The organism is Mycetohabitans endofungorum, assembly GCF_002927045.1.
Classification (GTDB): Bacteria; Pseudomonadota; Gammaproteobacteria; order Burkholderiales; family Burkholderiaceae; genus Mycetohabitans; species Mycetohabitans endofungorum.
Window position 1 is genome coordinate 180980 of sequence record NZ_PRDW01000001.1, and the last position, 21208, is coordinate 202187.

Here is a 21208-nt window from a genome sequence, read left to right on the forward strand (position 1 = left end):
ATTACCGCAGCTTTACTGCGAGCCTGTTGACGAAGACAAGTCAGACATTGCGCGAAGTATAACATTATGGCAGTGCGAAAAACCGATGTATACACTTCGAACAGTGACTGGCTTCTGCGCCACATTTTGCCATACCGGTCCTATCCAACGATAAATTTATCCTCCTCGCTAGGCCTTGATCCGGCAATTGTGGTTTGCTCGCAACAGTCGCCGAAGAACACTGTCAGGCCTGGCTGTGCGGCATTGTAGACAGGAGTTCGTGACGCCGTCGAGAAAGGGGGATGAATCGGGCGGCGACCCGCGACATTCACGCGCGAGTCGTCGCGTCCGATGTGCCCTCTGGCGCGGCACGGCGCTTCAGGTTCGGGATTAGCGCGCCGGTGAGGCTGTGTGCCCGCTCGCGCGCGGCATTGCGCGCCGAGGCCGCCGGGGCTCGCATGCTAGAATCGCGTGATACGCGTTGTCCGCCACCGCCACCGCCACGCCGGCACATGCGCCCACGCCACGCCCGCGGCCCGGCACCGCCAGAGTTCGTCAAAGACACCAATAAATGGATCAATTCGCCAAAGAGACCCTGCCCATTTCTCTCGAAGAGGAAATGCGCCGCTCCTACCTCGACTACGCGATGAGCGTGATCGTGGGCCGCGCGCTGCCCGATGCGCGCGATGGACTTAAGCCGGTGCATCGGCGCGTGCTCTATGCGATGCATGAGCTGAACAACGACTGGAATCGCGCGTACAAGAAGTCCGCGCGTATCGTCGGGGACGTAATCGGTAAATACCACCCGCACGGCGACAGCGCGGTCTACGAGACGATCGTGCGCATGGCGCAGGATTTCTCGCTGCGCTACATGCTGGTGGACGGGCAGGGCAACTTCGGCTCGGTCGACGGCGACAACGCCGCGGCGATGCGCTACACCGAGATCCGGCTCGCGAAGATTGGCCATGAGCTGCTGGCCGATATCGACAAGGAGACGGTGGACTTTGAGCCGAACTACGACGGCAGCGAGACCCAGCCGCAGGTGCTTCCGGCGCGGATCCCGAACCTGTTGATCAACGGCTCGTCCGGTATCGCAGTTGGCATGGCGACGAACATCCCGCCGCATAACTTGAACGAAGTCGTCGATGCGTGCCAGCATCTGCTAAACCATCCACAAGCGTCGATCGACGAGCTGATCGAGCTTGTCCCGGCGCCCGATTTCCCGACGGCGGGGATCATCTACGGCGTGCAAGGCGTGCGTGACGGCTATCGTACCGGCCGCGGCCGCGTTGTGATGCGCGCCAAGACCCATTTCGAGGAGATCGACCGCGGCCAGCGCATGGCGATCATCGTCGACGAGTTGCCGTACCAGGTGAACAAGCGCTCGCTGCTCGAGCGCATCGCCGAGTTGGTCAACGAGAAGAAGATCGAGGGCATCTCCGATATCCGTGACGAGTCCGACAAGAGCGGCATGCGCGTGGTGATCGAGCTTAAGCGCGGCGAAGTGCCGGAGGTCGTGCTCAACAATCTGTACAAGAATACGCAGCTGCAGGATACGTTTGGCATGAACATGGTCGCGCTGATCGACGGCCAGCCGAAGCTGCTGAACCTGCGCGAGTTGCTGGAGTGCTTCCTGTCGCATCGGCGCGAAGTCGTCACGCGCCGCACCCTCTATGAGTTACGCCGCGCGCGCGAGCGCGGCCACGTGCTGGAAGGCCTGGCGGTGGCGCTGGCGAACATCGACGAGTTCATTGCGATCATCAAGGCGGCGCCGACGCCGCCGATCGCAAAGCAGGAGTTGATGACGCGCGCGTGGGACTCGGCGCTAGTGCGCGACATGCTATCGCGCGCGCAAGGCGAAACCCCGGGCGGGCGCGATGCGTTCCGCCCCGATGGGCTGGCGCCAATCTTCGGCATGCAATCCGATGGGCTGTATAAGCTGTCGGACACGCAGGCGCAGGAAATCCTGCAGATGCGCTTGCAACGCTTGACCGGCCTGGAGCAAGACAAGATCACCGCCGAGTATCGCGAGGTGATGGCGCAGATCGCTGATCTGCTGGATATCCTGGCCAAGCCGGAGCGGATCCGCACGATCATTGCCGACGAGCTGGTCGCGATCAAGGCGGAATTCGGTGACCCGAGGCGCTCGCAGATCGAATTGAACGCCACCGAACTCGGCACCGAGGACCTGATCACGCCGCAGGACATGGTCGTCACGATGTCGCACGCCGGCTACATCAAGTCGCAGCCGCTGTCTGAGTATCGTGCGCAAAAGCGCGGTGGCCGCGGCAAGCAGGCGATCGTGATGAAGGACGACGACTGGATCGAGACGTTGTTCATCGCGAACACGCATGATCACATCCTGTGCTTCTCAAACCGCGGGCGCGTGTACTGGCTCAAGGTCTATGAGGTGCCGCAGGGCTCACGCAATTCGCGCGGCCGGCCGATCGTGAACATGTTCCCGCTGCAGGAAGGCGAGAAAATCAACGTGGTGCTGCCGGTCAAGGAATTTTCGGCCGACAAGTTCGTGTTCCTCGCCACGTCGCTTGGCACCGTGAAGAAGACGCCGCTGGAGGCGTTCTCGCGGCCGCTCAGGAAGGGCATCATCGCAGTGGGGCTCGATGATGGCGATTTCCTGATCGGCGCGCAGATCACCGACGGGCAGCATGACGTAATGCTGTTCTCCGACGCCGGCAAGGCGGTGCGGTTCGACGAGAACGACGTGCGGCCGATGGGGCGGGAAGCACGCGGCGTGCGCGGCATGCAGCTCGAGGACGGCCAGCAGGTGATCGCGTTGTTGGTGGCCGGCGGCGAGTCGCAATCGGTGCTGACCGCGACCGAGAACGGCTACGGCAAACGCACGCCGATTGCCGAATACACGCGGCATGGGCGTGGCACGAAAGGCATGATCGCGATCCAGACCTCGGAGCGCAATGGCCGGGTGGTCGCCGCGACGCTGGTCGAGCCGGACAGCGAGATCATGCTGATTACGACCGCCGGTGTGCTGATCCGTACCCGCGTTTCCGAAATCCGCGAGATGGGCCGTGCAACGCAAGGTGTTACACTAATTAGCCTTGACGAGGGCACCAAGCTGTCGGGCTTGCAGCAGATCGCTGAGACCGACGCGGAAGCCGACGCCGAGTCCGACGCTAATACTGATGGCGCCGACGAATGACGGCTGGCTGGAGGCATGTCAGCCGGGTGCGGCTGCTGAGCGGCCGCCGGGGCGACAGAACAACTTTTTCATGGGAGTCGTGATGCAAAAACAATTCAAGCAGTGGATGTTGCTGGCCCTTTTCGTGCCGACATTGGCGATGGCACAGGCGCTGCCTGCCCAGGGCGGCGCGGCTTCGACCTCCAGTGCAGCGCCGATCGATCCGGCCAAGCAGGCCGCCATCAAGGACCTGCTCGAGGCGATCGACGCGCCGAAGCTGGTCGGCGCCATTGCCAACAGCGCCCAAATGCAAGCCAAACAACTGGTGCCGGCGATCCTGTCCGACGCGCTGACCGAGAACAAGGCGCTCAACGACAAGCAGAAGCAGGCCGCCGTGCCGGCGCTGCAAAAGAATGCCGTACCCAAGCTCGTGGAATCCGCCGGCACGGTATTCAACAGCGAGCCATTCCGCCAGGATGCGATGCAGGCGCAGTATGAGGCGTATGCGAAGTACTATTCGGCTTCGGAAATCAAGGATTTGACGACGTTCTATAAGAGCCCAACCGGTCGCAAATTCATCGAGGTGCAGGATCAGGTGGGCCGCGACGTGGTTAGCGGTCTGATGCAGAAGTACATGCCGGCATCGATCAAGGCGACGCGCGACCAGGCCGACAAGGAAGTGGCTGCGGTCAAGGCGAAGTAACGTCGGCCGCGGATGCGCGCCGCCACGCGGATGATGCGGCGGCGCGTGAGCGGCGGGCCGGGCGCCGTCAGTCGTTTGGCGGTGCCGCGATGGCGATGTCATAATGGCCGTTTGCAATGCTGCAAGCGGCCATTGCTTTTTTCGACGCAGACGCGTTGTTTGCGTCCGTTTCAGCCAGAGTCCCAGATGCGAGCGTTCAATTTTTCGGCAGGCCCCGCGGCGCTGCCTGAAGAGGTATTGCAACAGGCTGCCGACGAGATGCTCGATTGGCACGGCTGTGGCATGGGCGTGATGGAAATGAGTCATCGCGGCCGTGAGTTCTCGTCGATCCACGAGCGGGCATTGCTCGACCTGCGGGAACTGCTGGCGGTGCCGGCCAGCCACCAGATCCTGTTTCTGCAAGGTGGCGGGCTTGGCGCGAACGCGATTGTGCCGATGAACCTGCTCGGCTCGCGCTCGAGCGCGGATTTCGTGTTGACCGGCGCCTGGACGCAGAAGTCCTATCACGAGGCAAAGAAGTATTGCAGCGCGCATATTGCCGCATCGGGCAAGACCAATGCAGGCTTCACGCGGATGCCGGCAGTGTCGGAATGGCAGCTCTGCGATGATCCTGCGTACGTGCACGTGTGCTCGAACGAAACGATTGACGGCGTCGAAATGTTCGAGTTTCCCGACCTGGGCAATGTGCCGCTGGTGGTCGATGCGTCGTCGCACATTCTGTCGCGTCCGATGGACGTGGCCAAGTGCGGCGCGTTGTTTGCCGGCGCGCAGAAGAACATCGGCATTGCCGGTTTGACGATCGTGATCGTGCGCGAGGATCTGCTGGATCGCTCGCTCGCGATTTGCCCGTCAGCGTTCGAATGGAAGACGATTGCCGCGAACAACTCGATGTACAACACGCCTCCTACGTATGCGATCTATGTCGCCGGGCTGGTGTTCCAATGGCTGAAGCGCCAGGGCGGTCTTACCGCGATCGAAGCGCGCAATATCGAGAAGGCCACGCTGCTGTATGACTTCATCGACGGCAGCGATTTTTACTCGAGCAAGGTCGAACGCGGGTCGCGCTCGAGGATGAACGTGCCGTTCTTTCTTGCTGACGAATCGCGCAACGACGATTTTCTGGCCGGCGCGAATGCGCGGGGGCTATTGCAGCTGAAGGGCCACAGGTCCGTTGGCGGCATGAGGGCATCGATTTACAACGCGGTGCCGTTGGACGGCGTAAAGGCGCTCGTCGAATACATGAAGGAATTCGAGCAACGCCGCGCCTGAGGTCGCGTGGACCCAGGGCCGGTTTTTTTCCACGGGCCGATGTTGCGATGGACGAAGAACTGAATCTGAAACTCAAGCCATTGCGCGAGCGCATCGACGAGATCGACCGGCAATTGATCGCGCTGCTGAACCAGCGCGCGCAGGTTGTCCTCGGGGTCGGTGAGGTCAAGAAGGCGTATCACGCGCCAGTGTTCTGGCCGGAGCGCGAGCAGCAGGTGATCTCGCGTCTGCAGGCGTTATCCGCCGGGCCGTTGGGCAGCGAGCATATCGCGTTGATCTGGCGCGAGATTATGGCGGCGAGCCGCCAACTCGAGAAAGCGCAGCGGGCTGCGTACCTGGGCCCGGAGGGTACCTATAGCGAGCAGGCGATGCTCGGCTATTTCGGCCAGTCAATGACCGGCCTGCCGTGCGTGTCGATCGACGAGGTGTTCCGCTCGGTCGAGGCGGGCGCAGCCGATTTTGGCGTCGTGCCCGTCGAGAATTCGACCGAAGGCGCAGTGTCGCGCACGCTGGACCTATTGCTCGAGACGTCGCTGCAGATCAGCGGTGAACTATCGCTGCCGATCCAGCATCATCTGCTCACGCAAAGTGGCACGTTGCAAGGGGTCACGCGGGTGTGTGCGCACGGGCAGGCACTCGCACAGTGCCAGAACTGGCTCTTTGCCAACGCGCCGCTGCTCGAGCGCCAGGCGGTGTCAAGCAATGCTGAGGCTGCCCGGGTGGCAGCGGCGGAGCCCACCGTGGCGGCGATCGCCAGCGAACGCGCCGGGACGCAGTACGGTTTGCAGACCGCGTTCGCGTCGATCCAAGACGATCCGCACAATCGCACGCGTTTCCTAGTCATCGGCGGCGATCCGCCTGGTGCGACGGGCTGCGACAAGACGTCGGTGATCTTCTCGGTGAAGAACGAGCCGGGTGCAGTGTTCCAGATGCTCGAGCCGCTGGCACGACATAGTGTGTCGATGAGCCGTTTCGAGTCGCGCCCGGCGCGCAGCAGTGCGTGGGAGTATTTTTTCTATATCGATCTCGAAGGCCATCGGCACGACGCGGCGGTCGCGGCCGCGCTCGTAGAGCTGGAGCGTGCCGCGGCCTATGTGAAGATACTCGGTTCCTATCCGCGGACCCGGTAGGATCCGCGCCGGCGGACCCTCCGGTGGCGGCCGGCGTGTGATCGCCATCGCCTGCCACGGCCGTTGGCCAACCTCGTCGTCGTCATTTGTCTGGAGCCTAAACATCATGTCAGCCATGCAATACGGTCCGTCCCACGTGCGTGCGTTTGCCCCAAAACGAAGTGTTCCTCGCCGCGCTGCACAAGGCGCTGGCACCGAGCAGGATGTCGATCGTCGTGACGCCCTCATCCTGGTTCAGCAGGCGCATACCGTGCACCTCATTACGCTATCGTATCGTGGCCGCGTTCTCTTTTAATAAACTTGTCGTCGTCGGCGTCGGGCTGATCGGTGGCTCATTGGCGTTGGCGCTGCGCGAGCGCCACGGCGGCACCGGCACGATCGTCGGTGTTGGCCGCGGCGCCAGCTCGCTGCGCACGGCGCTCGAGCGGCGCGTCATCGATGAGGCGGTTGTGGTCGACGATGACGCCGCGCTGGCCGGCGCGTTGCGCGGCGCGGATCTGGTCGTGCTGGCGGCGCCCGTCGCGCAGACCCGTGCGCTGCTCGATGCCATCGCGCCGCACTTGGAGCGATCCACGATCGTTACCGACGCGGGCAGCACGAAGCACGACGTCATTGCCGCCGCCCGCGCCGCGCTAGGCGCGCGGCTTGCGCAGTTCGTGCCCGGGCATCCGATTGCCGGGCGCGAATCCAGTGGGGTCGAGGCGGCGCTCGCCGACCTGTATGTGGGACGCAAGGTGGTGTTGTGTCCGCTTGCGGAGAACCCGCGCGCCGTGGTGGACCGGGTGGCCGCCATGTGGGAGGCGAGCGGAGCCTCGTTGCATGAGATGACGGCGCAGCAGCACGATGCGGTTTTTGCCGCCGTCAGCCACTTGCCGCATGTGCTGTCGTTCGCGCTCGTCGAGACGATCCTACGTGCACCGGATGCGGCGTTGAAGCTGTCGTTCGCTGGCGGGGGCTTTCGCGACTTCACGCGGATCGCGGCGTCGAGTCCGGAAATGTGGCGCGACATCTGCGTGGCCAACCGTGATGCGCTGCTCGATGGGATCGATGCTTACTCGGCCGTGCTCGCGACAGTGCGCGCAGCGATCGCTGCGGGCGATGGTGCGACGCTCGAAGCGCTGTTCGCGCGCTCGCGCAGCGCGCGGGCGCAATGGGGCCGCGAGCGTGACGGGGCTTCCGAGTTTAAGCGGTGCTGAAAGGACCTTCTATCATGGAATACCTCGACCTCGGACCCTACACGCGCGCGACCGGCACGGTGCGCCTGCCAGGCTCTAAGAGTATCTCGAACCGCGTGCTGCTGCTGGCGGCATTGGCTGAGGGCGTTACGACGATCGACAACCTGCTCGATTCGGACGATACCCGCGTCATGCTGGCTGCACTCGAACAGCTGGGCGTCGCGCTGCGGCATGACGCCGCGCAGTTGCGTTGCACCGTGACAGGCGTCGGGAGCGTGTTTCCGGTCAAGCGGGCGGAGCTGTTTCTCGGCAACGCGGGAACCGCCGTGCGGCCGTTGACCGCGGCGTTGGCAGTCATGGGCGGCGAGTACCGACTGCATGGCGTACCGAGAATGCACGAGCGCCCGATCGGTGACCTGGTCGATGGCCTGCGGCAGCTCGGAGCACGAATCGACTATGAAGCCAATCCGGGCTTTCCGCCGTTGCTCGTGCATCCGGCGTCGATTCGTGCGAACGCGCCGATTCGCGTGCGAGGCGATGTATCGAGCCAGTTCCTGACTGCACTGCTGATCACGCTGCCGCTGGTGGAGACGGCCGGCGGCGAGGCGGTGGTCGAAGTGGAGGGCGAGCTCATCTCCAAACCGTATATCGAGATCACGATCCGCTTGATGGAGCGCTTCGGCGTGCACGTGCAGCGCGACGGCTGGCGGCGCTTCATCGTGCCGGCCGCCGGCCGCGCGCGTTACCGCTCGCCGGGCCGCATCGTCGTCGAAGGCGACGCGTCGTCGGCGTCCTATTTTCTCGCGGCCGGCGCGCTCGCCCACGGGCCGGTGCGTGTCGAAGGGGTTGGACGGGCCAGCATCCAGGGCGACGTGCGGTTCGCCGATGCGTTGGCCCGCATGGGGGCCAACGTGATGATCGGCGACGATTGGATCGAGGTGCGCGGGGTCGAATCGGATGATGGCAAGTTGCAGCCGCTGGACATGGATTTTAATCTGATTCCGGATGCCGCGATGACGATCGCAGTCGCCGCGTTGTTCGCCAGCGGCATGACGACGCTGCGCAACATCGGCAGCTGGCGGGTCAAGGAAACGGACCGGATCGCCGCCATGGCCACCGAACTGCGCAAATTGGGAGCGCACGTCGAGGAAGGCGCGCACTACCTGCGTGTGGCGCCGCCCGCCGCGCTGACGCCCAATGCCGTGATCAACACGTATGATGACCATCGGATGGCAATGTGTTTCTCACTGGTCAGCCTGGGCAATGTCCCGGTAAGGATTCACGATCCCGGTTGCGTCGGCAAGACGTTTCCCGATTATTTCGATAGATTTGCCGCGATTGCGCGTCCTTGATGCGGCGCCGGGCCGGTCCGCGTGCGTGCGATCGGCCGTTTGAAGTATTTTAGTCTCCAAATAGAGTAATGAAGTCCAATCGTCCATTTCATGAACCCGTGCCAGTCATCGCGATCGACGGGCCGACAGCATCCGGCAAGGGCACGGTCGCGCAACTGGTGGCGGCGCACCTGGGCTTTCATTTGCTGGACAGCGGCGCGCTGTACCGGCTGGCGGCGCTGGCGGCGCAACGCTATGGAGTGGACAAGGACGACGTCGCCGCGCTGGTGGCGCTGATCGATGACCTCCATATCACCTTTCGCGAAGGCTGCGCGCAATTGGATGGCGTGGACGTTTCGACCGAAATTCGGCATGAGGCCGTCGGCAAGCTGGCCTCGGCGATCGCAGTTCATGCGCCGGTGCGCGGCGCGTTGGTGGCCCGACAGCGCGCGTTCCGCAAGCCGCCCGGCCTGGTCGCAGACGGCCGCGACATGGGTACGGTGATTTTTACCGACGCGGTATTGAAGGTGTTTTTGACGGCAAGCGCGGAGGCCCGCGCGCAGAGACGTTATAAGCAATTGATACAAAAAGGGTTTCCTGCTAATATCGATGACCTTCTGCGGGATCTGCGCGAGCGTGACGCGCGCGACGCGAATCGCGCAAGCGCGCCGCTGAAACCGGCGGGGGACGCGCGCCTGCTCGACACGTCGACGTTGTCGATCGGCGAAGCGGTCGACCGGGTCGTAGCCTGGTACCAGCAAATCGAGCCGGCCACCGGTGCCACGAAGGCGGGCCATGGCCGGCAAGGCCCGCAGGTATGAGCGTTGCGGCTCACCGGGCAGTGATGCGGCGGGGGCTTCGCAGCGCCCGATGCAGTTGTAGTGAGTAGCAGTACCGTAAGTATTCCACGGTGACGTGGGATGTGTTTTCAACCCTTAACCCCGCATGCGGTCGTCGGCGATCACGAAGCCGAGTCCCGTCATGCACCATTTCATTTTTATGTCCGACCTGCAAACCTCTAACCCGAATACCGAATCTTTTGCGGCTCTGTTCGAAGAGTCGCTGACCCGCCAGGACATGCGTGCAGGCGAAGTGATCTCCGCCGAGGTCGTGCGCGTTGACCACAATTTCGTGGTCGTCAACGCGGGTCTAAAGTCTGAAGCCTACATTCCGATCGAAGAGTTCCTGAATGATCAGGGCGAGGTTGAGGTGCAGGCGGGCGATTTCGTATCAGTCGCGATCGACGCCCTCGAGAACGGCTATGGCGATACGATTCTGTCACGCGACAAGGCCAAGCGTCTTGCTTCGTGGCTTGCGCTTGAAAAGGCGCTGGACAACAACGAGCTTGTGACCGGCACGATCACCGGCAAGGTCAAGGGCGGCATGACCGTGATGGTCAACGGCATCCGTGCGTTCCTGCCCGGCTCGCTGGTTGACACCCGTCCGGTCAAGGACACGACGCCGTACGAGGGCAAGACGCTCGAGTTCCGCGTGATCAAGCTGGATCGCAAGCGCAACAACGTCGTGCTGTCGCGCCGCGCGGTGATCGAAGCCACGCAAGGCGAAGAGCGCGCGAAGCTGCTCGAGACGCTGAAGGAAGGCGCGATCGTCAATGGCGTCGTGAAGAACATCACCGACTATGGTGCGTTCGTTGACCTCGGCGGCATCGACGGCTTGCTGCACATCACCGACATCGCGTGGCGTCGCGTGCGTCACCCGAGCGAAGTGCTGTCTGTGGGCCAGGAAGTGACCGCGAAGATCCTGAAGTTCGATCAGGAGAAGAACCGTGTGTCGCTTGGCATCAAGCAGCTCGGCGACGATCCGTGGGAAGGCATTTCGCGTCGCTACCCATCGGGCACGCGGCTGTTCGGCAAGGTCACGAACATCACCGACTACGGTGCGTTCGTCGAGGTCGAGTCGGGCATCGAAGGCCTTGTGCACGTGTCCGAGATGGACTGGACCAACAAGAACGTCGCGCCGAGCAAGGTGGTGCAGCTCGGTGACGAAGTGGAAGTCATGGTGCTCGAGATCGACGAGGACCGCCGCCGTATCAGCCTCGGCATGAAGCAATGCAAGCCGAACCCGTGGGATGACTTCAGCCGCAACTTCAAGAAGGGCGACAAAATCACCGGCGCAATCAAGTCGATTACCGATTTCGGCGTGTTCATCGGCCTGCCGGGCGGGATTGATGGCCTGGTGCACTTGTCGGACCTGTCGTGGAGCGAATCCGGTGAAGAAGCGGTTCGCAAGTACAAGAAGGGCGACGAGGTTGAGGCCATGGTGCTTGGCATCGATGTCGAGAAGGAGCGCATCTCACTGGGTATCAAGCAGTTGGAAGGCGACCCGTTCAACAACTTCGTGGCGATGAACGACAAGGGCTCAACCGTCGATGGCACGGTCAAGGCTGTCGATCCGAAGGGGGCCGTGATCCAGTTGAGCGCCGAGGTCGAAGGCTATCTGCGGGCGTCGGAAATCGCGCAGGACCGTGTCGAGGACGCGCGCAACGTGCTGAAGGAAGGTGACAAGGTCAACGTGATGGTCATCAACATTGACCGCAAATCACGCGGCATCCAGCTGTCGATCAAGGCGAAGGATTCCGCGGAGCAGCAGCAAGCGATGCGCGGCCTGCAAGCCGACAGCAGCGCTGCCGCCAGCGGCACGACCAACCTCGGTGCGTTGCTCAAGGCAAAGCTGGACGGTCAACAGAACCAGTAAGGCAGCATGACCAAATCCGAGTTGGTCGCTCAACTGGCGCTGCGATTTCCGCAACTTGTCCTAAAGGATGCGGATTTTGCAGTCAAGGCGATGCTCGATGCGATGTCCGACGCGCTTGCCAATGGTCATCGCATCGAGATACGCGGCTTTGGCAGCTTTGCACTGAATCGTCGTCCGGCCCGGGTCGGACGCAACCCCAAGTCTGGCGAGCGAGTCCAGGTCCCGGAGAAATGGGTGCCGCACTTCAAGCCGGGCAAGGAGTTGCGCGAGCGGGTTGACGGCAAGGCCGGCCAACCGATGAAGGCCGACAGCGTCGATGCGTCGGACGACGCATGACGGCAATATCGGGATAAGGCCTGCTGTTTCGGCAACCATGGAAAAAGCGCCATTTGGCGCTTTTTCTTTTACTGGCATCGCATGGTGCCGGCGGCTCTGGCGGCCGGGTGTGGCCAAACACGCACGCCGTTGGGCGCGCCAGTAGGTGAGTGCGAGCGCTTCCATTACAATACGGGCACTTTCTCCGGCCCCGGCCACGGTTCGGTTCCCTGCCACGGCCTGGCCACCCGATGCGCGGGTGCGGGTCGTTTGTCCAATTCGCTGGCGATCCGCTGTCCGGTCGCCGTCATCGAGATTGCCCATGAAGCTCATTGTCTGGCTGATCCGTGTCATCGTATTCGTGTTGCTGCTGGTGCTGGCGCTTGCCAACACGCAAGGCGTGACACTGAACTTCCTAGCCGGCTATACGTGGAATGCGCCATTGATCGTGATCGGGCTCGCATTTTTCGTGGTCGGTCTGCTTGCCGGGCTGGTGTCGGCGCTGCCGGCGGTCTTCCGGCTGCGGTTCGAAAACGGCCGGCTCAAGCGCGAGCTGAAGACGGCCCGGCAGACGCCGGTGACGGCGGACGAACCGCCGATGCCGCCGATCATCTGACGCGTCCGGCACGCGTATGCTCAACGAATCACATTCATGGATCTTGATTTCTGGTGGTTACTCATCATCCCGGTGGCCTTCGGGTTGGGCTGGGTCGCGGCCCGCTATGACCTGAAACACCTGTTGTCCGAGAGCGCGAACTTGCCGCGCTCTTACTTCCGGGGCTTGAATTTCCTGCTCAATGAGCAACCGGATCAAGCAATCGACGCGTTCATCGAAGTGGTGAAGCTAGATCCGGAGACAACCGAGCTTCACTTTGCCTTGGGCAATTTGTTTCGTCGGCGCGGCGAGACGGAGCGCGCGATCCGGGTTCATCAGAACCTGCTGTCGCGTGAGGACTTGCCGGCCAACGAGCGCGACCATGCGTTGTACGAGCTTGGCCAGGATTTTTTAAAAGCTGGGCTGCTCGATCGGGCGGAAGAGACCTTCCAGCGGTTGCACAGTGGCGGCTACGCACTCGGTGCGTTGCGGGCGCTGTTGACCATCTTCGAAATCGAGAAGGACTGGCACAAGGCGATCGAGGCGGCGCAACGGATCGAGGCGATGGGCGCGCCGCCGCTGGGCAAGGAGATTTCGCAATTCCACTGCGAGCTTGCGCAGGAAGCGTTGCAGCATAAGCGGATAGACGATGCACGCAACGCATTACAACAGGCGCTGCGGTGCAACCCGCAGAATGTGCGCGCGACGATCCTGAGCGGCGATGTTGAGATGGCGTGTAACGAGCCGACGCGGGCGCTCGAGTATTGGCGACAGGTCGAGCAGCAGAATCCTGCCTACTTGCCGCTGGTTGCCAACAAGCTGATGCAAGCGTATGCGGCGACCGGCTGGTCGGCGCAGGGCGCCGCGCTGTTGACGCACTATGTCGAGGCGTATCCGTCGAACGATCTGCTTGACGCCGCCTACAAGCACATCGCCGAGTTGCGCGGCGCGGATGCCGCGCATGCGCTGGCGCGTACGCAGATGCAGAAGTCGCCCAACCTGGCGGACATGACGCGGCTGCTCGAAGCGCAGATTGCAGTGGCCGAAGAGCCTCGCAAGGGCGAACTGGAACTGATGCGCACGTTGATCCGGCAGCGCACGAAGAACCTGCCGCGATATACGTGCCAGAATTGCGGTTTCCGGGCGCGGTTATTCTACTGGCAGTGCCCCGGCTGCAGCGGCTGGGAAACCTACGCGCCGCGGCGGGTCGAGCCGATCGCGGCGGCGAACTGACGGTGCACGACACGCCGATTGTGATCGGCGTGCTGCGCGCGGCCCTGGCAAAAGGACCGTGAACCTCATCGGATTTAAATAAGCATGAAAATCACCATTATCGGCACAGGCTATGTTGGCCTGGTCACTGGCGCGTGCCTGGCGGAGTTGGGTAACGACGTGTTCTGCCTGGACGTGGATCCGCGCAAGATTGAGACTTTGAATGGCGGGGGCGTGCCGATCCACGAGCCGGGGCTCAAGGAGCTGATCGATCGTAACCGCGCGGCGGGGCGGTTGCAGTTCTCCACGCAGGTGGAAGCGAGCGTGGCGCACGGGGATGTGCAGTTCATCGCGGTGGGCACGCCGCCGGACGAGGATGGCTCGGCGGACCTACAGTACGTGCTGGCGGCGGCACGCAATATTGGCCGGCACATGCAGGGCTTCAAGGTGATCGTGGACAAGTCGACGGTGCCAGTGGGCACGGCCGAGCGGGTGGGCGCGGCCGTGGCCGAGGAGTTGGCGCGGCGCGGGGTGGGGCACGGTTTCTCGGTGGTGTCGAATCCGGAGTTTCTGAAGGAGGGCGCGGCGGTGGACGATTTCATGCGTCCTGACCGGATCGTGATCGGCAGCGACGACGACGAGGCCGGCGAGTACGCGCGCGAGCAGATGAAGCGGCTGTACAAGCCGTTCAACCGGAACCACGAGCGCACGATGTACATGGACGTTCGCTCAGCGGAGTTCACCAAGTATGCGGCCAACGCGATGCTGGCCACACGGATCTCGTTCATGAACGAGTTGGCAAACTTGGCGGACCGGGTGGGAGTGGACATCGAGGCGGTGCGCCGGGGAATCGGCTCAGACCCGCGCATCGGCTACAGCTTTCTGTACGCGGGGGCGGGCTACGGTGGCTCGTGCTTTCCGAAGGACGTGCAGGCGCTGATGCGTACGGCGCACGAGTATGGGCGTACGCTGCGGATCCTGGAGGCGGTGGAGGCAGCGAACGACGCGCAAAAGAGCGTGCTGGTGGATAAGATCACGGCGCGGCTGGGACAGGACTTGAGCGGGCGCACGGTGGCGGTGTGGGGTCTGGCGTTCAAGCCGAATACGGATGACATGCGCGAGGCGCCGAGCCGCACGTTGATCATGGCACTGCTCAGGCGCGGGGCGACGGTGCGCGCGTACGACCCGGTGGCGATGCAGGAGGCGCGGCGGGTGTTGGCGTTGGATCTGCGTGATGAGCCGCAAGCGCAGGCGCGGCTGTCGTTCGTTCCCACGCAGGCCGAGGCGGTGCACGGCGCGGACGCACTGGCAATCATGACTGAGTGGAAGGCGTTCAAGAGTCCGGACTTCAACGCGCTCAAGCGTGCGCTGAAGGCGCCGCTGGTGTTCGACGGACGCAACCTGTACGAGCCCAATGCGATGGCCGAGTTTGGCATCGAATACTACGCGATTGGCCGCGGTGCGGTGCCGGCCAATGCGACGCTCAGTGAGGTGCAGCGTGTCTGACAAGCCGATTTCGCGCTTGGCGCTGCATGCCGCGGAAGCGGCCATCGCCGGCGCGGCGAGCGCGTCGCAACAGGTGCCGACTGTGCGGCGGCCACAGCTTGCCGCTTCGCGCGTGCTGGTCGTCGGCGACGTGATGCTGGATCGCTATTGGTTCGGCGATGTCACGCGGATTTCGCCGGAAGCGCCGGTGCCTGTTGTCCATGTGCAGCGCACCGAGGATCGTCTGGGCGGTGCTGCCAACGTCGCGCGCAACGTATCGGCGCTTGGTGCTCAGGCGGGACTGCTGTGCGTGGTGGGACATGATGAGCCGGGCGAGCGTATCGTCGAGCTGCTCAGCGAGAGCAGCGTGAACGCGCACCTGGAGCGCGATCCTGCATTGCCGACGACGATCAAGCTGCGCATCTTGTCGCGCCAGCAACAATTGCTGCGGATCGATTTCGAAAAGACGCCGGCGCACGAGGTATTGCTGGCCGGGCTGGCGAAGTTCGAGACGCTGCTGCCCGGCCATGATGTTGTGTTGTTGTCCGACTACGCGAAAGGTGGCCTGACGCACGTGAGGCGGATGATCGAGGCCGCGCAGGCGGCCGGCAAGCCCGTGCTGGTCGACCCGAAGGGGGATGACTGGGAGCGCTACCGCGGTGCGACGCTGATTACGCCGAACCGGGCGGAGTTGATTGAGGTCGTCGGCCGCTGGAAGTCCGAGGCGGAACTGCATGCGCGCGTGGACGCATTGCGCGCCTCGCTGCAGTTCTGCGCATTGCTGCTGACCCGTTCGGAGGAAGGCATGACGCTGTTCACCGATGCCGGCGTGTTGCACGAGTCGGCGCTTGCACGCGAAGTGTATGATGTGTCGGGCGCGGGCGATACGGTCATCGCGACGCTGGCGACCATGCTCGGCGCCGGCGTGCCGCTTGCCGAGGCGGTTCGTCATGCGAATCGCGCCGCCGGCGTCGTGGTCGGCAAGCTTGGTACCGCGACCGTGAGCTACGACGAACTATTCCCTGACCCGCCGGCATCGGCCTGACGTGCGGCACGTGCCTGAACTCATTCCACGGATGCGCAATTCATGACCATCATCGTTACCGGCGCGGCCGGCTTCATTGGCAGTAACATCGTCAAGGGATTGAACGAGCGCGGCGAACGCCGGATCATCGCCGTCGACAACCTGACACGCGCGGACAAGTTCCGCAACCTCGTCGATTGTGAGATCGACGACTACATCGACAAGCGCGAGTTTGTCGAGCGCTTGCGCCGTCATGACTTCGGCAAGGTGCGTGCAGTATTCCACGAAGGTGCCTGCTCCGACACGATGGAAACGGACGGGCGCTACATGATGGACAACAATTTCACGTACAGCCGCGCGGTGCTGGAAGCCTGCGTCGCGCAGCGTGCACAGTTCCTGTACGCGTCGTCCGCGGCGATCTACGGCGGCTCGACGACGTTTGTCGAGGAGCGGAGTTCGGAAAGTCCGTTGAACGTCTACGGCTACTCGAAGTTTCTGTTCGACCAGGTTGTGCGGCGCATGCTGCCCGACGCAGCAAGCCAGATCGTGGGCTTCCGCTATTTCAACGTCTATGGTCCTCGCGAGACGCACAAGGGGCGTATGGCGTCGGTGGCATTCCACAACTTCAACGAGTTTCGTGTGCAACGCCACGTCAAGCTATTCGGCGAATACAACGGCTATGCGGCCGGCGAGCAGACGCGGGATTTCGTGTCCGTCGAAGATGTGGTCAAGGTGAACCTTTTTTTCTTCGATCATCCGGACAAGTCGGGCATTTTCAATCTTGGTACGGGCCGTGCGCAACCGTTCAACGATATCGCGATGACTGTCGTGAACACGTTGCGCGAACTTGATGGCAAGCCGGCGTTGCTGCTTCCCGAACTGGTCCAGGACGGCACGATCGAGTACATCGCATTTCCGGACGCGCTGCGCGGCAAGTACCAGTGCTTCACACAGGCCGATCTCACCAAGCTGCGCGCCGCCGGCTATGAGGCTCCGTTCCTGACCGTGCAGGAAGGCGTGGCGCGCTACGTGCGTTGGCTGAACGGCTGACTGCGGCGGCACCCTCGTCCTTCGTAGACTGGCATCCTGTGCCGGCGATGGCCGCCGGTGCGAGTTCGTTGGGGGATTCGATGGGTACGCTTCTCAATACGCTGAACGCGCCGCGCATGGCGGTGGTGCTGTGGCTGACCGCGGGCCTGGCCGCGGCGGCGCCACGCGTGCAGATCAACGCTGCGGATGACGCGATGCTGCAGACGATCCGCGGGATCGGTCCGTCCACTGCGCAGGCAATCATCGAAGCTCGGGACGCGCAGGGCCCGTTCAGTAGTGCGCACGACCTCGTGCGGCGCGTCAAGCGCGTGGGTGCGAAGTCGGTGGCGAAGTGGCAGGCACAGGGCCTGGTTTTCGATGCCGCGTCGCCGGAACAGTACTGCGCGCCCGCAGCCGCGAGCGTGCGGTAACCCGCATTGCGGCAACGGTGCGCGAGCGCGCGTGCGCGGTTCCGCTTTACAATAAAAAATTGCGACCTTTCCCGGGCAAGTGCAGCCATGGCTTATAAAACAATTCAAGACACAATCGGCAACACGCCGCTAGTTCAACTGGTCAGGCTGCCTGAAGATGACATCCGCAGCCGGGGCAATGTGATTCTGGCTAAGCTCGAGGGAAACAATCCGGCCGGATCAGTGAAGGACCGCCCCGCGCTGTCAATGATCAGCAAGGCTGAACAACGCGGTCGCATCAAACCCGGGGATACGCTGATCGAGGCGACCAGCGGTAATACGGGCATCGCGCTGGCGATGGCGGCAGCGATCCGGGGCTACAAGATGGTGCTGTTGATGCCGGAGGATCTGTCGGTCGAGCGACAGCGGAGCATGGCCGCGTATGGCGCGCAGATCGTGCTGACGCCGGTCAAAGGCGGCATGGAGTATGCGCGCGACCTGGCCGAGCAAATGCAGCGCGACGGCAAGGGCGTGATACTCGACCAATTTGCCAACCCAGATAACCCGGTTGCACACTACGAGGGCACTGGGTCGGAGATCTGGCGTGATACCGAGGGGCGCGTCACACATTTCGTCTCGGCCATGGGCACCACCGGCACGATCATGGGTGTGTCGCAATATCTGAAGGAGCAGAACGCGCGCATCGAAATCGTCGGCGTGCAACCGGACGAGGATTCCCGTATTCCGGGCATTCGCAAGTGGCCGCACGCCTATCTACCGAAGATCTTCGACCGCGCGCGCGTGGACCGCATCGAGAATGTGAGCCAGTCGGCATCGGAGGCGATGGCGCGCCGGATGGCCGCCGTCGAAGGCATTTTCTGCGGCATTTCGTCTGGTGGGGCCTGCGAGGTTGCGCTGCGCATCGCGCGGCAAACGCAGAACGCGACTATCGTGTTCATCGTTTGCGACCGTGGCGACCGGTACCTGTCGACAGGCGTGTTCTGCGCGTAACTGCTACTGCAGCGCGGACGGCGCGGCGGATATTGCCGGCCGAGGCGGTGTCGCGGAAAGGGCTTGCATCTGCGCCTTGACCCGTTCGCCCAGTTGATACACCGCCAGTGCATAAAAGAAGCTGCGGTTGTAGCGGGTCAACACGTAGAAATTTCTTAACCCGAGCATGTACTGCGTGGGTTGTCCGGGGGTGGGCAGTTCCACCACGGTCACGGGTGTTCCGGCTTCGCTTGCCGTATCGACGCCGCGTTCATCGAGCAGCATGCCGGCGCGCAACAGTTGTTGCAGCGCCCAGCGAGGTTCGGCCTGCCCGTGCGCGGCGGCCTGCGCAATGCCAATGCTGCCGGCATCCGTGCGAATGTGCCATACGACCGGCCGGCCGCTTTCCCAGCCGTGCTGCTTCAGATAGTTGGCGACGCTGCCGATTGCATCGGCCGGGCTGTTGCGTAAGTCGATACGGTGATTGCCCTCGTAATCGAGCGCGTATTCGATGATGCTGCTCGGCAGGAACTGCGGGATGCCGATTGCGCCCGTGTAGGAGCCCAGCACCGTGGTCGGCTCGATGCCGGCGCTGCGGGTCCAGACCAGGAAGTCCTCTAGGTTCTTGCGGAACAGCGCCATGCGTTGCGTGCGATTGGACGTGTCCGGATAATCGAACGCGAGGGTGGTCAGCGCGTCGAGCACGCGGAAGTTGCCCATGTACCGGCCATACAATGTTTCGACGCCGATGATGCCGACGATCACTTCCGGCGGCACGCCGAATTGTTCGCTAGCCTGTTGCAGCACCGCCTCATTCTGTTGCCAGAACTTCACCCCCGCGTCGATGCGCACCGGTTCAATGAAGCGTGCCTGGTATGCCTGCCAATCCTTGAGTGCTGGCGTTGGAGCGGGAAGTACCAGCTTGACCGCGGTTTTCGAATACACGGCTTGGTTGAACAGCGCGTGCAGCGCCTTCGAATCGAAATCGTACCGGGCGACCATGTCGTTGATGAACGCATCGACATTCGGATTGGCCGCATAGCGCTGTGGCACGATTTCCTCCTCGAACGTCTGGCCTGGCGAAACCGGCGTCTCCGGTTGCGCCTGGGCGACGATCATCGGGTGGGAGCCGCTCGGCGCCGTGCTGCTCGGCGCGGCGAGCGCCGCGCCATGCGCGGTGGCGAGCATGAACAGCAACGCCTGCGTCCCGCGGGTCATCACGCGGTTAGGTCTCGATTGAGAACGGGGACAACGGTGGCGCGACAGTAGGTCGAACAAGAAGGTCATGGCAAGGCGTGACAAGTAAAGCGGCGAACGAATACGGCAGTGCGTTGGTGTTGCCCAGACAATGCGCCGATGCGCAAAGGGCGGCACGCCGGGTGGGCAGGGTCAACGCAGTATAACCGAGGGTGGTGTGGTAATTTAATCGAAGGGTCGCCGCATGCGGTGGCCGGGACCAATAAAGAGGCGGCGCGTCACGGGCGCGTTCGTTACCCAACCGACCGTATTGCGATGGCAACAGGTTTCTTCACCCACCCGGAGTGTCGGCTGCACGAAATGGGGCAGTGGCATCCGGAATGCTCGGCGCGCTTGTCCGCGATCGAGGATCAGCTGATCGCCAACGGCATCGATCCGCTGATCCATCACGAGTGGGCCCCTTTGGCGGAAGAAGCGTCGCTTGCGCGGGTCCATACGCGCGCGTACATCGATTTCGTGCGCGACACCGCACCTGAGCAGGGCTACGCGGAAATCGATGCCGATACGCAGATGAATCCTCATAGCTGGCGGGCGGCGCTGCGCGCCGCCGGCGCGTCAGTGGCGGCCACAGACGCGGTCATTGCGGGCCGCTACGACAATGCTTTTTGCAGCGTGCGCCCGCCCGGCCATCATGCCGAACCGGCGCGGGCAATGGGTTTTTGCTTCTTCAACAATGTCGCGATCGCGGCGCGTCATGCGTTGGACGTGCACGGGCTGGCGCGCGTGGCGATCATCGACTTTGACGTCCATCACGGCAACGGAACCGAAGCCGCATTCGCTGGCGACGAGCGGGTGTTGATGTGCAGCTTCTTCCAACATCCTTTCTACCCGTTCAGTGGCTTTGACAATCAGGCACCGAACATGGTGAACCTGCCCATGCCGGCCCGCACCCGGGGCATGGAGGTACGCGAGGCAATCGACTTGATCTGGCTGCCACGACTTGGTGCGTTCCGACCGCAGATGATATTCGTATCGGCCGGCTTCGACGCGCACCGCGAGGACGAACTCGGCAACATGGGGTTGGTCGAGGATGACTACGCATGGATCACGCGGCAAGTGCGTGATGTCGCCGTGCGTTACGCGAACGGGCGCATCGTCAGTTGCCTGGAGGGCGGCTACAGCCTATCGGCGCTCGGTCGCAGTGTCGTCGCGCACCTGAAAGCGCTGGCCAATTTGTAGCGCCTGTCATTTGTGGGTCGGCGGCATGCAGGGCCATGGATCGCCAATGTCGCGCGCTTGGCCGCGATGCAATCCATCGCGGCAAAGAATTTGCGCACTCGCACTCCCGGTCGTAGCGGGACGGTTATCGGTACGCGCGTCTAATTTCTGTAAGTTATAAATTGGCTAGAAACAATTATTTCCAGCTATGTGGCAGTTTGATAAAATGGCCGGTCGAAAAAACGGATCACTGCGGCGGCGGACTGTGGCAACGAGA

General features: G+C 62.9%; 18 protein-coding genes. 17 read left to right on the forward strand and 1 reads right to left on the reverse strand.

Features of this window, described 5'->3' with window-relative positions:
• Window positions 1-550 precede the first annotated feature (550 nt).
• The 16 genes from gyrA (at window position 551) to cysM (ending at window position 18537) form a co-directional block, all read left to right on the forward strand.
• On the forward strand, window positions 551-3154 hold the full coding sequence (gyrA, locus tag B0O95_RS00860; protein WP_104076176.1) for a DNA gyrase subunit A: 2604 nt from the start codon (window positions 551-553) through the stop codon (window positions 3152-3154).
• Window positions 3155-3236: 82 nt separating this feature from the next.
• Entirely contained in the window at window positions 3237-3836 is a 600-nt protein-coding gene (locus tag B0O95_RS00865; protein WP_104076334.1) for a DUF2059 domain-containing protein, read from the forward strand.
• 186 nt (window positions 3837-4022) lie between these two features.
• Window positions 4023-5105 (forward strand): 3-phosphoserine/phosphohydroxythreonine transaminase, encoded by a 1083-nt coding sequence (gene serC, locus B0O95_RS00870; protein WP_104076335.1) that lies wholly within the window; start codon window positions 4023-4025, stop codon window positions 5103-5105.
• 47 nt (window positions 5106-5152) lie between these two features.
• Window positions 5153-6235, forward strand: coding sequence for a prephenate dehydratase (pheA, locus tag B0O95_RS00875; RefSeq protein ID WP_104076177.1), 1083 nt, complete (start codon window positions 5153-5155; stop codon window positions 6233-6235).
• Between the two features lie 275 nt (window positions 6236-6510).
• The gene (locus B0O95_RS00880) at window positions 6511-7431 is read left to right on the forward strand and encodes a prephenate dehydrogenase (RefSeq protein WP_104076178.1); all 921 of its coding nucleotides are present in this window, start codon (window positions 6511-6513) and stop codon (window positions 7429-7431) included.
• Window positions 7432-7445: 14 nt separating this feature from the next.
• Window positions 7446-8762, forward strand: coding sequence for a 3-phosphoshikimate 1-carboxyvinyltransferase (gene aroA, locus B0O95_RS00885; RefSeq protein WP_104076179.1), 1317 nt, complete (start codon window positions 7446-7448; stop codon window positions 8760-8762).
• Window positions 8763-8830: 68 nt separating this feature from the next.
• On the forward strand, window positions 8831-9562 hold the full coding sequence (cmk, locus tag B0O95_RS00890) for a (d)CMP kinase (RefSeq protein WP_104076180.1): 732 nt from the start codon (window positions 8831-8833) through the stop codon (window positions 9560-9562).
• Window positions 9563-9722: 160 nt separating this feature from the next.
• Window positions 9723-11456 (forward strand): 30S ribosomal protein S1, encoded by a 1734-nt coding sequence (gene rpsA / locus B0O95_RS00895; RefSeq protein ID WP_323071844.1) that lies wholly within the window; start codon window positions 9723-9725, stop codon window positions 11454-11456.
• Between the two features lie 6 nt (window positions 11457-11462).
• The gene (locus tag B0O95_RS00900; protein WP_104076181.1) at window positions 11463-11792 is read left to right on the forward strand and encodes an integration host factor subunit beta; all 330 of its coding nucleotides are present in this window, start codon (window positions 11463-11465) and stop codon (window positions 11790-11792) included.
• Window positions 11793-12093: 301 nt separating this feature from the next.
• Entirely contained in the window at window positions 12094-12387 is a 294-nt protein-coding gene (locus B0O95_RS00905) for a LapA family protein (protein WP_104076182.1), read from the forward strand.
• A 36-nt stretch (window positions 12388-12423) separates the two neighbouring features.
• A complete protein-coding gene (gene lapB / locus B0O95_RS00910; RefSeq protein ID WP_104076183.1) occupies window positions 12424-13599 on the forward strand; it encodes a lipopolysaccharide assembly protein LapB in 1176 nt (391 codons plus the stop codon).
• 84 nt (window positions 13600-13683) lie between these two features.
• Window positions 13684-15084: a UDP-glucose dehydrogenase family protein gene (locus B0O95_RS00915; RefSeq protein ID WP_104076184.1), complete on the forward strand. Its 1401-nt coding sequence runs from the start codon at window positions 13684-13686 to the stop codon at window positions 15082-15084.
• Window positions 14993-16108 carry a D-glycero-beta-D-manno-heptose-7-phosphate kinase gene (rfaE1, locus tag B0O95_RS00920; protein WP_104076337.1) on the forward strand — a complete coding sequence of 372 codons (1116 nt, stop codon included), beginning with the start codon at window positions 14993-14995 and terminating at the stop codon, window positions 16106-16108. The genes B0O95_RS00915 and rfaE1 overlap by 92 nt, the downstream gene beginning before the upstream one ends.
• A 42-nt stretch (window positions 16109-16150) precedes the next feature.
• Window positions 16151-17137, forward strand: coding sequence for an ADP-glyceromanno-heptose 6-epimerase (gene rfaD / locus B0O95_RS00925; RefSeq protein WP_104076185.1), 987 nt, complete (start codon window positions 16151-16153; stop codon window positions 17135-17137).
• Between the two features lie 80 nt (window positions 17138-17217).
• On the forward strand, window positions 17218-17547 hold the full coding sequence (locus tag B0O95_RS00930) for a ComEA family DNA-binding protein (protein WP_158249431.1): 330 nt from the start codon (window positions 17218-17220) through the stop codon (window positions 17545-17547).
• An 87-nt stretch (window positions 17548-17634) separates the two neighbouring features.
• The gene (gene cysM / locus B0O95_RS00935; RefSeq protein ID WP_104076187.1) at window positions 17635-18537 is read left to right on the forward strand and encodes a cysteine synthase CysM; all 903 of its coding nucleotides are present in this window, start codon (window positions 17635-17637) and stop codon (window positions 18535-18537) included.
• Between the two features lie 3 nt (window positions 18538-18540).
• On the opposite strand, the gene mltB is transcribed toward cysM, so the two are convergent.
• A complete protein-coding gene (gene mltB, locus B0O95_RS00940; protein WP_199180404.1) occupies window positions 18541-19734 on the reverse strand; it encodes a lytic murein transglycosylase B in 1194 nt (397 codons plus the stop codon).
• 294 nt (window positions 19735-20028) lie between these two features.
• On the opposite strand from mltB, the gene B0O95_RS00945 reads away from it, so the two are divergent.
• On the forward strand, window positions 20029-20952 hold the full coding sequence (locus tag B0O95_RS00945) for a histone deacetylase family protein (RefSeq protein WP_104076189.1): 924 nt from the start codon (window positions 20029-20031) through the stop codon (window positions 20950-20952).
• The last annotated feature ends 256 nt before the right edge of the window (window positions 20953-21208 follow it).

Coding starts and splice junctions, on each gene's coding strand:
- gyrA (WP_104076176.1), top strand. CDS start 551: ATGGATCAATTCGCCAAAGAGACCCTGCCCATTTCTCTCGAAGAGGAA.
- B0O95_RS00865 (WP_104076334.1), top strand. CDS start 3,237: ATGCAAAAACAATTCAAGCAGTGGATGTTGCTGGCCCTTTTCGTGCCG.
- serC (WP_104076335.1), top strand. CDS start 4,023: ATGCGAGCGTTCAATTTTTCGGCAGGCCCCGCGGCGCTGCCTGAAGAG.
- pheA (WP_104076177.1), top strand. CDS start 5,153: ATGGACGAAGAACTGAATCTGAAACTCAAGCCATTGCGCGAGCGCATC.
- aroA (WP_104076179.1), top strand. CDS start 7,446: ATGGAATACCTCGACCTCGGACCCTACACGCGCGCGACCGGCACGGTG.
- cmk (WP_104076180.1), top strand. CDS start 8,831: ATGAAGTCCAATCGTCCATTTCATGAACCCGTGCCAGTCATCGCGATC.
- rpsA (WP_323071844.1), top strand. CDS start 9,723: ATGCACCATTTCATTTTTATGTCCGACCTGCAAACCTCTAACCCGAAT.
- B0O95_RS00900 (WP_104076181.1), top strand. CDS start 11,463: ATGACCAAATCCGAGTTGGTCGCTCAACTGGCGCTGCGATTTCCGCAA.
- B0O95_RS00905 (WP_104076182.1), top strand. CDS start 12,094: ATGAAGCTCATTGTCTGGCTGATCCGTGTCATCGTATTCGTGTTGCTG.
- lapB (WP_104076183.1), top strand. CDS start 12,424: ATGGATCTTGATTTCTGGTGGTTACTCATCATCCCGGTGGCCTTCGGG.
- B0O95_RS00915 (WP_104076184.1), top strand. CDS start 13,684: ATGAAAATCACCATTATCGGCACAGGCTATGTTGGCCTGGTCACTGGC.
- rfaE1 (WP_104076337.1), top strand. CDS start 14,993: ATGCGATGGCCGAGTTTGGCATCGAATACTACGCGATTGGCCGCGGTG.
- rfaD (WP_104076185.1), top strand. CDS start 16,151: ATGACCATCATCGTTACCGGCGCGGCCGGCTTCATTGGCAGTAACATC.
- B0O95_RS00930 (WP_158249431.1), top strand. CDS start 17,218: ATGGGTACGCTTCTCAATACGCTGAACGCGCCGCGCATGGCGGTGGTG.
- cysM (WP_104076187.1), top strand. CDS start 17,635: ATGGCTTATAAAACAATTCAAGACACAATCGGCAACACGCCGCTAGTT.
- mltB (WP_199180404.1), bottom strand. CDS start 19,734: ATGACCCGCGGGACGCAGGCGTTGCTGTTCATGCTCGCCACCGCGCAT.
- B0O95_RS00945 (WP_104076189.1), top strand. CDS start 20,029: ATGGCAACAGGTTTCTTCACCCACCCGGAGTGTCGGCTGCACGAAATG.